The following is a 13375-nucleotide window of genomic DNA, read 5'->3' on the forward strand; positions in this document are numbered from 1 at the left end:
CAGGGCATAGGATGTAATCATTTTTAAGTCGGTTGGCTATAGCACCTCATTCTCCAGTTTACTCACCACTTTATCGGCTTCGGCCAAACGGCCTTTCGAGGCTAACCACCGTGGCGATTCAGGCATTAACCAACGCAGGGGAACGGTGATTATTGACGGAATAAGGCCGACGATGAACATGGCTTTCCAGCCATAAACAGGGACCAGAAAATACCCTGCAATTCCCGCAAACATCATACCGATAGGGAAAATCACCTCGTAGAGTAGGAAGAAACGCCCACGCTTTTTGGCACCAACAAACTCATTGATATAGGAGCTCGCCACGGGCACTTCCGCACCAATCCCCACCCCTTGTAAAAAGCGGAAGACCATCATTGACAGCCCACTCCAGGCAAACAGACAGGCCGCATCCATAATCACAAACAGGATGATGGTGATCTTCAACACGCCCAAACGCCCGATTTTCTCGGCCAGAGAACCGAAGAAAACGGCACCAAACAGTTGCCCAACATAGCTGGCAGCAATAATCAGGCCGATATCTGCTGCGCTCAGCCCCCATTCCGCGGCGAGCTGTGGCATGGCGAAGGCGATAGCCAGTACGGTGTAAGCATCGAAAAAGGTAGAAAGACCGACCACCACGCGGATGGTCAGCAGTTGGCGCGTGATCGGCATCCGTTCAAGACGGGCGACCAATTCAGCATTGGATGTCCCGCTTGCGGTGACAGTACTGGCGTCTGCATTGATCACACCGGCACTCATGTCATGCGTTGACATAGTTTGTTCTCCAAAAAGGATAGTGTGTTAGCCGCGATACGCTTGCGCAGCGGCTTGCATGCCATTAGCCGACGCGCGGCAGTTGAGCATCACGATGAAGGGGCGTGAAGGAGGTGGGGATCAGGCCACGTAACTCGATATTCATGTAGGTCATGGTAGAGGTTCTCTTTCCTGGATGTTCTAGGGTGTATCTTATAAAGATAACGCTCTCGGGAACGTTTGCACATTGTTCACCAAAGCACCGATAAGTGTCAATAAGCCCCCCGCGGCTTTTAACCGGTTATGTGATGAATATCCCTAGTTGGGCAGAAAGGCAGGAAAGCGTGATACGAAAATAACACGATGAAAGACGGGTAAAATCAACGCGTTCAGCGCTAATGGCGTTGTTTGCAGCACGAAAAAAAACCGGTCGCGCCTGGCACTCCGGGTTTTTAGCGGTGAGGTCTCGCCTCACAGGCATAAGCCGAAAATCAATGGCAACCGCAGCCGCCGTGACCGCCCCAGCCGCCTTTACCATGTTAGTGATCGTGGTCGTGACCATGACCGCCACAGCAACCGTCACCGTGCTCATGGTGGTGATCGTGCTCGCCGTGAACATGGCCGTGAGCAAGCTCTTCTTCCGTTGCTTCACGGATAGCAACCACTTCCACGTTGAACTTCAGGTTTTGGCCTGCCAGCATGTGGTTACCGTCAACCACCACGTGGTCATCTTCCACTTCGGTGATCTCAACCGGCACCTGACCCTGATCGGTGTCAGCCAGGAAGCGCATGCCCACTTGCAGCTCATCAACGCCCATAAAGACGTCTTTCGACACGCGTTGCACCAGGTTTTCGTCGTATTCGCCGTAGGCGTCGTTAGAGCCAACAGCAACGTCAAACTTCTCACCCACTTCGCGGCCTTCAAGCGCTTTTTCCAGACCAGAAATCAGGGAACCTTGACCGTGCAGGTAGTCCAACGGCGCGCTCACCGGAGACTCATCAACCAATACACCATCTTCTGTACGTACCTGGTAGGCCAAGCTGACCACCAGATTTTTTGCAACTTTCATGACATCTCCTACCGTTGGAAATCAAAACTGGCGCAAATTGTAGCTGAAAAAAATCCCCATGTACCGTCTGGGATAAAAAAATGACCCAACGATCAATCAGGATGAAAAATGCCGATGATATGCTCATCCTGCCGCTCTGGCGCGGCAGGCGGTGGATCGGACTGACGCTGACGATAGCCGCACTTGACACAGGTAAACACATCTTCCTGATCTTCCTGCCCTACGGCCAGCGTATCCTGCGCCTGACACTGAGGACACACAGCACCCGCGATAAACCGTTTACGTTGCATCTTGCCTTCCTCGCTGCACGCGGTGCGTGCTATTCGTACTCATCCCAGTCATCCAGACGACGGCGTTCGTGCTGCATTTCGCGTTGGAAAATGTCTTCCAGCTCCCGTCGAGCCTCCTTGACGCGCGAAACCTGCGCCACATCGGCATCGCCCTGACGTATCGGCATCAATTCACGCAGCATACGCATATCCAAACGCCGAAAATGTTGCTGTGCCCGGTAAGCCTGATGAGGATGCATCCCCACCGACGTCAACGTTTTACGCCCCAACTCCAGCGCACTCGAAAAGGTTTCACGCGCGAAATGTTTGACCCCAGACTGCAATAACTCATGGGCTTCAACGCGTCCGCGTGCCCGCGCCAGAATTTCCAGATTGGGAAAATGCTTTTGGCACAGATGCACAATGGCCATGGTGTCTTCCGGATCATTGCAGGTAACCAGAATCGCGCGCGCCTGTTCAGCACCAGCCGCGCGCAGCAGTTCCAGTTCAGTGGCATCACCGTAGTATACTTTGTAACCATAGCTGCGCATCAAACTGACGGCGCTGATATCACGTTCCAGTACCGTGATGCGCATTTTGTTTGCCATCAGCAAACGCCCGATCACCTGCCCAAAACGTCCAAACCCGACAATAATCACCTGCGGCTCATCATCTTGCACATAGGGTTTTTCGTCATGTTCTTCCGTGGCGTTATAACGGTGCGCCAGAATGCGGTCTATCCCCTGCATCAACAGCGGTGTGGTCATCATGGAGAGGGTTACCGTGACCAGCAGCAACGGGAGCTGTTCGCCCTGTAGCACCTTGTGCGCCGCTGCCGCAGAAAACAGCACAAAGGCAAACTCCCCGCCCTGGCTGAGCACCCCGGCAAACTGAAGCCGTTCAGAGCGCCGCATCCGGTTTACACGCGCCAATACGTACAGCACAACCCCCTTCACCGTGACCAGAAGGAAGACCCCCAGCAACACTTCGTCGATGTGGGTAAACAGCACGCCCAGATCGAGCGCCATGCCGACGGAGATAAAAAACAGCCCGAGCAGCAGCCCTTTAAAAGGCTCGATGGAAATTTCCAGTTCGTGGCGATACTCACTCTCCGCCAGCAACACGCCTGCGATAAAGGTGCCCAGTGCCATGGAGAAACCCAGCGCATCCATAAAGACCGCAGAGCCAAGCACCAACAGCAGCGCCGCCGCGGTAAATACCTCACGCACGCCGGAAGCGGCGATAAAGCGGAACAGCGGGCGCACCAGATAGCGTCCACCGATCAACATACCGATAAAGGCAGCGACCTTAATGGCAACGTCTTTCCAGTCGGTCACTTCGCCCTGCACACCGGCCAACACCGGCACCAGCGCCAAAGCCGGGATAACTGCCAAGTCCTGAAACAGCAGCACCGCGAAACCCAACTGACCGGATTCGCTGCGGTTCATTCCCTTCTCGCGCATCAGTTGCAGCGCCATCGCGGTGGAAGACATCGCCAACCCAACGCCACCAATCAGCGCCGACTGCCAGGAAAAGCCGGTCAGGTAGAGCAAGCCGCCAAGTACCGCAGCACTCAGCCCAACCTGCGCGGCACCAATCCCGAAGATGGAGCGCCGCAGTGTCCATAACTTTTGCGGATTCAGCTCCAGCCCGATGATAAACATCAGGAACACCACGCCAAGCTCGGAGAAATGCAGGATAGCGTCAACATCGCGGATAAAGCCCAGCCCCCAAGGACCGATGGCGATACCCGCAATCAAATACCCCAATACCGCACCAATACCCAACCGACTGGCAATGGGCACCATCAACACCGCGACAAATAAAAATAGAATACCCGCACTCAACAGGGGGGAACTCTCCATCACTCACCCTCCATTTTGGGTAACGGGGACGCCAGCCACTCGCTATACGCTTCAGCATAGCTTGCCAGCACATCGGCGGGCAGTCTGCGCGCCCAATAGACCATCAGCGACGGTAGCCAATGCATACGACACATGGCCGCCGTCATTTCAAACGGACGCAGCACGTCTTCCATGGTGTAACGGTTATTGCCTTCCAGGTGATAGCTCTCTTCCGGCTCACCCGTGGTGATCACCGAACGCCAATATTTACCTGCCAGCGCATTACCGCCAATGCCATTAGCAAACCCGCGTGATAGCACGCGATCAAACCACTCCTTTAGCAGCGCCGGACAGCTATAGGTATAGAGTGGATGCTGAAACACAATCACCTGATGTTCGCGCAGCAACTGTTGCTCGTAGTGAATATCAAGAAAAAAGTCCGGATAGTGAGCGTACAGATCGTGTACGGTAACATGGGCTAACTGGTGCGCCGGTTGCAGCAAAATCCGGTTCGCGACTGAGTCTTGCGATTCCGGATGGGCATACAGCAGCAAAATCTTAGGTGGCTGCGACATCATTCCCCTCCAAAGCGTCGTCATGAGCGCGGTTTTCCGCTACCATGCTGCGCGATAACGATACGACAAACAGGACGTTCGCGGTCCCGAGATAACCGTGATAATTTAACATACTCTGAAGATGTGACGCTTTATGATTGTTTTCTCCGCTTTGCAAATTCGGCGCGGCGTGCGCGTCTTGCTTGATAACGCCAGTGCCACCATCAATCCAGGCCAAAAGGTCGGGTTAGTCGGTAAAAACGGCTGCGGCAAATCCACGCTACTCTCGTTGTTAAAAGGCGAGATAAGTGCCGATTGCGGCAGCGCCATGTTTCCGAATAACTGGGCATTGGCCTGGGTCAATCAGGAAACGCCCGCGCTGGATGTGCCTGCCATTGACTATGTTATTGACGGCGATCGTGAATTTCGCCAGTTAGAAGCTGAACTTCAGCACGCCAACGACATTAACGATGGTAATGCCATCGCCCGTGCACACGGCAAACTGGATGCGATTCAAGCCTGGAGCATTTCTGCGCGTGCCGCCAGCTTGCTCGATGGCCTTGGCTTTACCCAGACCCAATTACAGCAGCCAGTACGTGATTTTTCCGGCGGATGGCGCATGCGCCTTAACTTGGCCCAAGCGCTGATTTGCCGCTCCGATCTGCTGCTGCTCGACGAACCGACCAACCACCTCGATCTGGACGCGGTGATCTGGCTGGAGAAATGGCTGAAAAGCTATCCGGGCACGCTAGTGCTGATCTCCCACGATCGCGACTTCCTCGATCCCATCGTCAACAAGATCCTGCACATTGAGCAAGAGACGCTGTTCGAATACACCGGTAACTACTCCTCGTTCGAACGTCAGCGCGCTACACGTTTAGCACAACAGCAGGCATTGTATGAACACCAGCAAGAGCGCGTGGCGCACTTGCAACACTATATCGACCGCTTCCGTGCACAGGCCACCAAAGCCAAGCAGGCGCAAAGCCGGATTAAAATGCTTGAACGCATGGAGCTTATCGCCCCGGCACACGTCGACAATCCGTTCCGCTTCAGTTTCCGCGCGCCAGAATCGCTGCCGAATCCGCTGCTGCGCATGGAAAAGGTGAGCGCAGGCTACGGTGACAAACTGATTCTTGAATCCATCAATCTCAACCTGGTTCCTGGTTCACGCATTGGCCTGCTTGGGCACAACGGTGCCGGTAAATCGACACTGATCAAGCTGTTAGCGGGTGAATTGGCCCCGTTGCACGGCGAAATCGGGCTGGCGAAGGGCGTAAAACTTGGCTATTTTGCCCAGCATCAGCTTGAGTTTCTGCGTGCGGATGAATCTCCGTTGCAACACCTCGTCCGTTTGGCAGAACGGGAAACCGAGCAGCAGCTGCGCGATTATCTCGGCGGCTTCGGTTTTCAAGGCGATAAAGTGACGGAAGTGACCGAGCGTTTCTCGGGTGGCGAAAAAGCCCGCCTGGTGCTGGCACTGGTCGTGTGGCAACGCCCTAACCTGCTGCTGCTCGATGAACCGACCAACCACCTCGATTTGGACATGCGCCAGGCACTGACAGAAGCGTTGATCGATTTCGAAGGCGCGCTGGTGGTGGTCTCCCACGATCGACACCTGATCCGATCCACCACGGACGATCTCTATCTGGTGCACGATCGCAAAGTGGAGCCGTTTGATGGCGATCTGGAGGATTACCAGCAATGGCTGACGGACGTGCAGCGGCAAAACAGCGCCGCTGAATCCATCGATAAGACCACATCAACCAACAACGCACAGGCGCGCAAGGACCAAAAGCGGCGCGAAGCAGAGTTGCGCACCCAAACCCAGCCGTTGCGTAAAAAGATTGCTCAGTATGAGCAGCAGATGGAGAAACTCGCCGAGGCGTTGGCAAAAGTCGAAGCGCGTTTATCGGACAGCGAACTGTACGACCAAAGCCGCAAAGCTGAACTGACGGAATGTCTGCAACAACAGGCCAAACTCAAAGGCGAACAGGAAGCGGCAGAAATGGCCTGGCTGGACGCACAAGAGCAGTTAGAACAGATGCTTAATGAGGGGTAGTTCAGGTTCCCTGAAAGGGGATATCGGTTAACACAGTGCATCTTTCGTGCGCGTTAACAGGCTCTGGTTTCTGCTACCCCTGTAGCAGCGCCCGATACGAGGCGCATAATCGCCGTCGCCTCGTGGCTCCAGCCTTTTCGCGAGGAATCACGCCGCTACACGGTCCCCTCGGCGTTCGTGTCCGAATCTCGGGCCACCAGCGACGCGCTCCCGGCGCGGCGCTGCTTTTCGCGGCATCCAGGCCGCTCACCCGGGGGACACGCCCACCCCAGCGCGATTCTGAACGCGATTAATGGCAAAAACCAACAGGCTAAAATCAGGCCATCATCAGTGCCAGATCAGCAGTACACAGGCCGCGGTAAGCGGCCCCATTCCCAGTCGAAATGCAACAAAGTGACCCACTGGCCAGACCCGGATAAAATCACCGTTCTGGCCCCCCCCATGTCAGGGTAGTTGTCGCCTCTGAGTGAAAAAAATCTAGGGGGCTGGAGAAGCTGTTCATGGGAAGCTATTCGCCAGAACGTAAAGCGGCTGTGATCGCCAGAATGTTGCCGCCGCATAGTCAGTCTATTTACCAGATATCCCGCCTGGAAGGCATTCCCGCCAATACGCTTTATGGCTGGCGGTCTCAGGCTGGAATTCCGACTCAGTCGGCAGCCAGTGAGAGTAAACTCCACCTGGAGTGGTCTCAGGATGCGCGCTTCGCCGTTATCGTTGAAACCGCGCCGCTTTCTGCTCATGCTGTGGCTGAATACTGTCGCCGTAAAGGCCTCTATCCTGAACAGATTCAGCAGTGGAAGGACGAGTTTATGCAGCCAGGTCAGCGTGCAGAAAGAGCCTTAATAAAGAAACAACAAAAAGAAATTCAGCAGCTTAATCGTGAAATAGCCCGCAAGGACAAAGCCCTCGCCGAAGCGGCGGCACTGCTCATTCTGGAAAAAAAGCTCAAGGCGTTCTTCGACGAAGAACGCGAGGTCGAATGACGCGCACAGCCGACAGGTTACGGCTGATGAAGATGCTGGAGGAGGCTGCCACTGCCGGCGTCCGGCAAAGCGATGCCTGCAGGTCTGTAGGTATTAGCGAGCGGACGTTCCAGCGCTGGCGGCTAAGTCCTGACGACCGGCGACCGACGGCATCACGGCCGATGCCGAAAAACAGGCTCAGTGCTGAAGCGGAACAGCAGGTGCTGGCCATCTGCCATGAGCCACGATTCGCCAGTCTGTCGCCGGCGCAAATCGTACCGGCACTAGCCGATGAGGGGCGTTACGTTGCCAGTGAATCGACGTTTTACCGGGTGTTGCGCCGTGCCGGAGAGGTCAGTCATCGCGGGCGTCAGCAGGCCCCGCAAAGTAAGCCGCTGTCGACATGGAAGGCGATCGCGCCGAACCAGGTGTGGTCGTGGGACATCACCTGGCTGAAGTCGCTGACGGCGGGTCACTGGTTCTATAGCCAAGCGACATTATTTTGATAACAGCCAGCTATGCTTCTTTGCCGCATATCAGGGCATAGGATGTAATCATTTTTAAGTCGGTTGGCTATACCTGTATCTCATAGAAGATGTGTTCAGTCGCAAAATAGTGGGTTATGAGGTGTACCCGGTCGAAAGCGGCGAGTATGCAGCAGAACTGCTGAAGCGAACGGTTCTGAGCGAGCGCTGCTGGCAGGAGCCGCTGGTACTGCATGCGGATAACGGTGCACCGATGAAGTCACAGGTGCTGCAGGTGAAGCTTGCGGAGCTGAAGATAACCCCGTCACACAGTCGGCCGCGGGTAAGCAACGACAACGCCCACGTGGAATCGCTGTTCAGGATGCTGAAATACGTGCCTGCATGGTCTGAAAAAGGCTTTGCAACGCTGGAAGATGCGCGAGCCTGGGTGGAAACCTTCGTCGGCTGGTACAACGAGGAACATCGCCATAGCGGTATCCGGTATGTCACGCCGGGCCAGCGGCACAGAGGCGAAGACAGCCAGTTGCTGGTATAGCTAAACGACTTAATTTTGATTACATTATTTAAATGAGCTATTCAATTGATTTTAGACGTAAAGTGATATCTACACGGAAAAACGAAGGGTTGAGTATCCGAGAAACAGCGAAGCAATTTCGGATTGGCCCTGCCTCTGTATCGCGTTGGATTAATCAAATAGAGTCAAAAGCATCGACCACGCGTCAGCGAAAGATCGATAAATCCGAGTTGATAAAAGATGTTGAACAATATCCAGATGCTTACCAAAAAGAACGTGCAGAGCGTTTTGGCGTTTGTCAGAAGGCCATTTGGCAAGCGCTTAAAAAGCTGGGATTGACCTATAAAAAAAACTCTACGTCATCCGAAAGCCGACGAAAACGCCCGGCAGGGATTTCAACAAAAAAAACAACAGTATGAAAAAGAAGGTAAACCTATTGTTTTTATTGATGAAAGTGGTTTTTCACACGATGCCCCACGGACTCACGGCTATTCCCCAAAAGGTCAACGGTGTTTTGGCCTGAAGAACTGGGGAGCTAGGGGAAGAACAAATGTTATCGGCGCTTTATTAGGCACAACGCTGTTTGCTATCGGATTATTTGATATCAATATTAACAGCGATGTTTTCTATGCCTGGGTCACACAAGTCCTTATCCCAGTACTCCCTAAAAACAGTGTAATCATGATGGACAATGCCACTTTTCACAAAAAACATAATATTCAACAAGTCATCATCGATGCAGGGTATATGGTGGAGTATTTGCCTACATATTCGCCAGATCTTAACCCAATTGAGCATAAATGGGCACAAGCAAAAAGCAAAAAAAGAGAGATGGGTTGCGATACAGAGAGTTTGTTCTCAGTCCATATGGTGTAATCAAAATTAAGTCGCTTGGCTATAAAGCGAAAATCGGTGTATGAGGCAGCAAAAATGCAGAACCCGCATCGTTGGTCAGGGCCAACAAGAAACTGGGAGCGGCAGGACGAAGTGTGGCTAAATCCGGAACGGGAAAAACAGGCCGTATGAATCAACTGGGGCGACAACTACCTTGACACGCACCGGCCCTACTGGAGATCCCGTTGCATGCAGGGAAAACATCTGACTCACAAAGAGCGGTTCTACATCGAAAAACGGCGTGGTGATGGGGTTAACCAGGCCACCATCGCCCGGGAACTGGAGCTTCCTCGTTCTACCATCAGCAGGGAACTCAGACGCAATACCGACGCCGCTTTCAACGGGGTCTATTCCTGCAGAAGGGCCGAAACGTTGGCCAGAGGGCGGCGGCAGAAAACACGGCCGGACAGCGTGATTAACCAGCTTGAACCGCACATTCAGGACTTTATCAGAACGGCGCTGTCTACCCACACCTCATCTGAGGCCATCAGTGTGCGCCTGGTCCTGGAATTTGGCCTGTCCGTCAGCAAGAACTCGCTCTATCGCTATATCCAGCAGGAGCGCCGGGCCGGCGGTGAGCTAAGCGTGTTGCTTAATAGTGAAATAAGGGTGTTTCGGTGATTGAAGTAAATTTTACGCTGTTCTGAGATGGAAATTCCAAAGACCGGCGCTAAGGAGTAAGAAGGTAACATCAATAAAGGGTCTACGATTCCGTAAAATTTGGGTCATGCAACCGAGGCGCTTGATACCCGCGATGGCGTGTTCAACTGTAATACGGATGCCCGAGATTATTTTATTTTCTTGTTTTTGTTCAGGCGATAAAGGTCTTTTTCGAGTTCCTTTTTTTGGGGTTTGTGTATTAGGATGCTGTTTATCTATACCTTGAAAACCGGTATCTGCCCAGATGGTTACCTCAGGAGGAATATGGCGAATTATATCGACTTTATCGAGTAAGCGTTTATCGTGACGGCGCCCATTTTTGCTCATGGGGATAAATCCAATTTGCCTTGTTTCGTCAGTAATAATAAGCCCTTTTCGAGTGGTCTGTCTTTTCTTTCCCGAATACATTTTTTTTCGCCGACGCAGATTCTTAGGCTTTTGGACAGGTCGCTCTGTCCCATCAATAAAGACGTCTTTAACTCCAGGAAAGGCGCGAAAAAATTCCTCAGCAGAGCGAATTTGACGAGCGGGCAAAACACATTCTCGCCCCAAGGTCATCTCTAAAACCGGCAATAATATTTTTACCCAGCGACATACCCGTGTTCTATCTAAACCAAAAAGAAGTCCTTGCAAATCATAGGTCGGATAACATTTTAAATACAATAAAATAAAAAGCAGTTTATCTAATGGGGTTGGGATAAATCCTTTCTGCCCTGCACCCATCTGTCGCTCGTGATCTTTTCGATTCTTTTTCCGATAAATCAAATAACAAGCTGAAAATTCAGCGGCTAAATTTTTCAATTCTTCGACTGATAATCCAATGATTGCTTTACATAAACGATTATCTCGTAACAACCGCTCTTTGTTGATCATTTCAAACCTTTATTCTCTAAGTTAAACCTCTTTTTATTCTCAATAGCCTGACAAAAAATGCAAGTCTCTATTCAGCAACTAGTTTCTTGTCCCCACCGTTACGGTATGATTTATTGACCTGACTGAGCGTTAGCCCGTCTGTTACACCGCAATGCTCGCTGAGCGGCGCAAGCAGGTTAGCGCAGTGTGATCAATATCGCACAATTATTTCCCGAGGTCGTTTCGATTCCCATGCTGTGCTCAACATTTCGCCCGTTACGCGGGGCTGATAACCCGCATGTACAAACGCTGTTGCCGCGCTTGATTCGCCGCCGTGCTCGCTTGCAACCGGTGTGGCAACAACTCGATCTGCCTGACGGCGATTTTGTCGATCTGGCTTGGAGCGAAGCGCCGCAAGGCGCATGCCATAAACCCCGCGTGGTGCTGTTTCACGGTCTGGAAGGCAGCTTTCACAGTCCCTATGCACACGGTTTGTTGCAAGCGTGCCGTCAACAAGGCTGGCTGGCGGTGATTATGCATTTTCGCGGCTGTAGCGGACGTCCCAACCGTCTGAATCGTATCTACCATTCGGGTGAAACGGACGATGGCAGCTATCTGCTACGCTGGATGCGAGATACGCTAGGCGACGTGCCAACCGCGGCCATCGGCATTTCTCTGGGCGGCAACATGTTGGCTTGCCTGCTGGCTAAACGGGAAGAAGCCCGGTTGCTCTGCGCTGCGGCGATTGTCTCCGCGCCGTTTCATCTCGACGCCTGTAGCCGCAGAATCGAGCAGGGATTTTCCCGTATTTATCAGCGTTATCTGGTAGGGCAGTTGAAACAGAATGCCCGGCGTAAGCTGGCGCGCTACCCGGGTTCGTTACCGATTATTCCGGCACAGTTGCAAGGTATCAAAGGATTGCGTGAGTTTGATGATGCAATCACCGCCCGTATTCATGGTTTTCAGGATGCTGCCGACTACTACCATCAGTGCAGTGCACTGGCGTTGCTGCCCACCATTCGCACGCCAACGCTGATCATCCATGCGCAGGACGATCCTTTCATGACACCCGAGGTGATCCCAGACATCAGCCACCTGCCCGACACTATCGAATACCAACTGACAGCGCACGGCGGACACGTCGGGTTTGTCGGCGGTACATTACTGAAACCGGAAATGTGGCTGGAACAACGCATTACGGCCTGGTTCACGCGCTTTCTATCGGCGGACACCGCAGAGGCAATAGCATGATGATTCCCTGGCAGCAGCTTGATAGCGATACCCTGCAAAATATTATTGAATCCTTTGTGTTACGTGAAGGCACGGATTACGGCGAGCAGGAGCGCTCACTGGAGGAAAAGGTCAGGGATATACGCCGCCAGCTTGCCTCCGGCGATGTGGTGCTGGTGTGGTCAGAGCTGCATGAAACGCTGAATATCATGCCGCGCACCCAGCTAAATGAAAATACGCCGTAACGTGATAAATCACCGTTTCCTGACTTGCGGGGGGTCGTCTTGCGTCACCGGGTCTGTTATACAGTGAGAGCCATGTTAGCCAAATGCCTAATCCGACGGAGTGCAACCGCATGTCGCAACAACACCCGATCATTGCCGTTACCGGCTCCAGTGGAGCAGGCACCACCACGACCAGCCTCGCGTTCAGGAAGATCTTCCAGCAGTTGCAGATAAAAGCCGCTTCACTGGAAGGTGATAGCTTTCATCGTTATACCCGGCCAGAGATGGACATGGCGATTCGCAAAGCGAAAGATTTGGGTCGCCATATCAGCTATTTCGGCACAGAGGCCAATAATTTCAGCCTGCTTGAGCAGGCGTTTATCGAATATGGCCGCAACGGTACCGGAATAACGCGCAAATACCTGCACACTTATGATGAGGCGATCCCCTACAATCAGGTGCCCGGCACCTTTACCCCATGGGAGCCGATGCAGCATCCTACCGATATGCTGTTTTATGAGGGGCTGCACGGTGCCGTGGTCACTGACCAGTACGATGTTGCCCAGCACGTTGACCTACTGGTCGGTGTGGTTCCCATCGTCAATCTGGAATGGATTCAAAAGCTGGTGCGCGATATCAACGAACGCGGTCACTCGCGTGAAGCCGTGATGGATTCGGTGGTGCGTTCCATGGAGGATTACATTACCTACATCACGCCGCAGTTTTCTCGCACCCACATCAACTTCCAGCGCGTACCGACTATCGATACCTCAAACCCCTTTGCGGCCAAGGCGATCCCTTCGCTGGACGAGAGCTTTGTAGTGATCCATTTCCAGGGCGTCGAGCATATTGACTATCCCTACCTGCTGGCCATGCTGCAAGGCTCGTTTATTTCACACATCAATACGTTGGTGGTGCCGGGGGGAAAAATGGGGCTCGCCATGGAGCTGATCATGGCACCGTTGGTAAAACGGCTGGCAGAAGGGCGTAGCGCGGGCTGAG

General features: G+C 53.1%; 14 protein-coding genes and 3 pseudogenes. 10 read left to right on the forward strand and 7 right to left on the reverse strand.

The window, feature by feature from the left end; all coding sequences use genetic code 11:
- Window positions 1-39 precede the first annotated feature (39 nt).
- From ACQGXV_RS11615 to kefG, 6 genes and pseudogenes are all read right to left on the reverse strand, one after another.
- Window positions 40-774, reverse strand: a pseudogene (locus ACQGXV_RS11615) (MFS transporter); the annotation flags it as partial.
- 280 nt (window positions 775-1054) lie between these two features.
- Window positions 1055-1345 (reverse strand): hypothetical protein, encoded by a 291-nt coding sequence (locus ACQGXV_RS11620; protein ID WP_440867862.1) that lies wholly within the window; start codon window positions 1343-1345, stop codon window positions 1055-1057.
- Window positions 1293-1823 (reverse strand): peptidylprolyl isomerase, encoded by a 531-nt coding sequence (slyD, locus tag ACQGXV_RS11625; RefSeq protein ID WP_440866463.1) that lies wholly within the window; start codon window positions 1821-1823, stop codon window positions 1293-1295. The genes ACQGXV_RS11620 and slyD overlap by 53 nt, the downstream gene beginning before the upstream one ends.
- A 92-nt stretch (window positions 1824-1915) precedes the next feature.
- A complete protein-coding gene (locus ACQGXV_RS11630; protein ID WP_440866464.1) occupies window positions 1916-2113 on the reverse strand; it encodes a YheV family putative zinc ribbon protein in 198 nt (65 codons plus the stop codon).
- Between the two features lie 29 nt (window positions 2114-2142).
- A complete protein-coding gene (gene kefB, locus ACQGXV_RS11635) occupies window positions 2143-3957 on the reverse strand; it encodes a glutathione-regulated potassium-efflux system protein KefB (protein ID WP_440866465.1) in 1815 nt (604 codons plus the stop codon).
- Window positions 3957-4511, reverse strand: coding sequence for a glutathione-regulated potassium-efflux system ancillary protein KefG (gene kefG, locus ACQGXV_RS11640; protein WP_440867385.1), 555 nt, complete (start codon window positions 4509-4511; stop codon window positions 3957-3959). Before kefG ends, kefB begins: the two co-directional genes overlap by 1 nt.
- A 133-nt stretch (window positions 4512-4644) precedes the next feature.
- Here kefG and ACQGXV_RS11645 point away from each other — a divergent pair, with 133 nt between their 5' ends.
- From ACQGXV_RS11645 to ACQGXV_RS11675, 7 genes and pseudogenes are all read left to right on the forward strand, one after another.
- Window positions 4645-6552 carry an ABC transporter ATP-binding protein gene (locus tag ACQGXV_RS11645; protein WP_440866466.1) on the forward strand — a complete coding sequence of 636 codons (1908 nt, stop codon included), beginning with the start codon at window positions 4645-4647 and terminating at the stop codon, window positions 6550-6552.
- A gap of 500 nt (window positions 6553-7052) precedes the next feature.
- Entirely contained in the window at window positions 7053-7535 is a 483-nt protein-coding gene (locus tag ACQGXV_RS11650) for a transposase (protein WP_440863617.1), read from the forward strand.
- Window positions 7532-7792, forward strand: a pseudogene (locus ACQGXV_RS11655) (helix-turn-helix domain-containing protein); the annotation flags it as partial. The gene ACQGXV_RS11650 and the pseudogene ACQGXV_RS11655, both read left to right, overlap by 4 nt.
- Window positions 7793-7840: 48 nt before the next feature.
- A pseudogene (locus ACQGXV_RS11660) lies at window positions 7841-8528 on the forward strand (transposase); the annotation flags it as partial.
- Window positions 8529-8566: 38 nt separating this feature from the next.
- Window positions 8567-8932: an IS630 transposase-related protein gene (locus tag ACQGXV_RS11665; protein WP_440862584.1), complete on the forward strand. Its 366-nt coding sequence runs from the start codon at window positions 8567-8569 to the stop codon at window positions 8930-8932.
- On the forward strand, window positions 8856-9389 hold the full coding sequence (locus ACQGXV_RS11670; RefSeq protein WP_440862665.1) for an IS630 family transposase: 534 nt from the start codon (window positions 8856-8858) through the stop codon (window positions 9387-9389). The genes ACQGXV_RS11665 and ACQGXV_RS11670 overlap by 77 nt, the downstream gene beginning before the upstream one ends.
- 207 nt (window positions 9390-9596) lie before the next feature.
- Window positions 9597-10028 (forward strand): helix-turn-helix domain-containing protein, encoded by a 432-nt coding sequence (locus tag ACQGXV_RS11675; protein WP_440866467.1) that lies wholly within the window; start codon window positions 9597-9599, stop codon window positions 10026-10028.
- Window positions 10029-10040: 12 nt separating this feature from the next.
- Here the strand turns inward: ACQGXV_RS11675 and ACQGXV_RS11680 are convergent, their stop codons facing one another.
- On the reverse strand, window positions 10041-10940 hold the full coding sequence (locus ACQGXV_RS11680; RefSeq protein WP_440866468.1) for a transposase family protein: 900 nt from the start codon (window positions 10938-10940) through the stop codon (window positions 10041-10043).
- A 234-nt stretch (window positions 10941-11174) separates the two neighbouring features.
- On the opposite strand from ACQGXV_RS11680, the gene ACQGXV_RS11685 reads away from it, so the two are divergent.
- The 3 genes from ACQGXV_RS11685 (at window position 11175) to ACQGXV_RS11695 (ending at window position 13374) form a co-directional block, all read left to right on the forward strand.
- Window positions 11175-12170, forward strand: a complete 996-nt coding sequence (locus ACQGXV_RS11685; protein WP_440867386.1) for a hydrolase — start codon at window positions 11175-11177, stop codon at window positions 12168-12170.
- Window positions 12167-12394: a YheU family protein gene (locus ACQGXV_RS11690; RefSeq protein WP_196908059.1), complete on the forward strand. Its 228-nt coding sequence runs from the start codon at window positions 12167-12169 to the stop codon at window positions 12392-12394. The genes ACQGXV_RS11685 and ACQGXV_RS11690 overlap by 4 nt, the downstream gene beginning before the upstream one ends.
- 110 nt (window positions 12395-12504) lie before the next feature.
- Entirely contained in the window at window positions 12505-13374 is an 870-nt protein-coding gene (locus tag ACQGXV_RS11695) for a phosphoribulokinase (protein WP_440866469.1), read from the forward strand.
- Window position 13375 lies beyond the last annotated feature (1 nt).

It is taken from the genome of Symbiopectobacterium purcellii (assembly GCF_052050035.1).
In the GTDB taxonomy this organism is placed as follows: domain Bacteria; phylum Pseudomonadota; class Gammaproteobacteria; order Enterobacterales; family Enterobacteriaceae; genus Symbiopectobacterium; species Symbiopectobacterium purcellii_A.

Bases quoted from the DNA above. Each gene is read 5' to 3' on its own strand.
- ACQGXV_RS11620 (WP_440867862.1), bottom strand. From the start codon at position 1,345: ATGAGCACGGTGACGGTTGCTGTGGCGGTCATGGTCACGACCACGATC.
- slyD (WP_440866463.1), bottom strand. From the start codon at position 1,823: ATGAAAGTTGCAAAAAATCTGGTGGTCAGCTTGGCCTACCAGGTACGT.
- ACQGXV_RS11630 (WP_440866464.1), bottom strand. From the start codon at position 2,113: ATGCAACGTAAACGGTTTATCGCGGGTGCTGTGTGTCCTCAGTGTCAG.
- kefB (WP_440866465.1), bottom strand. From the start codon at position 3,957: ATGGAGAGTTCCCCCCTGTTGAGTGCGGGTATTCTATTTTTATTTGTC.
- kefG (WP_440867385.1), bottom strand. From the start codon at position 4,511: ATGTCGCAGCCACCTAAGATTTTGCTGCTGTATGCCCATCCGGAATCG.
- ACQGXV_RS11645 (WP_440866466.1), top strand. From the start codon at position 4,645: ATGATTGTTTTCTCCGCTTTGCAAATTCGGCGCGGCGTGCGCGTCTTG.
- ACQGXV_RS11650 (WP_440863617.1), top strand. From the start codon at position 7,053: ATGGGAAGCTATTCGCCAGAACGTAAAGCGGCTGTGATCGCCAGAATG.
- ACQGXV_RS11665 (WP_440862584.1), top strand. From the start codon at position 8,567: ATGAGCTATTCAATTGATTTTAGACGTAAAGTGATATCTACACGGAAA.
- ACQGXV_RS11675 (WP_440866467.1), top strand. From the start codon at position 9,597: ATGCAGGGAAAACATCTGACTCACAAAGAGCGGTTCTACATCGAAAAA.
- ACQGXV_RS11680 (WP_440866468.1), bottom strand. From the start codon at position 10,940: ATGATCAACAAAGAGCGGTTGTTACGAGATAATCGTTTATGTAAAGCA.
- ACQGXV_RS11690 (WP_196908059.1), top strand. From the start codon at position 12,167: ATGATGATTCCCTGGCAGCAGCTTGATAGCGATACCCTGCAAAATATT.
- ACQGXV_RS11695 (WP_440866469.1), top strand. From the start codon at position 12,505: ATGTCGCAACAACACCCGATCATTGCCGTTACCGGCTCCAGTGGAGCA.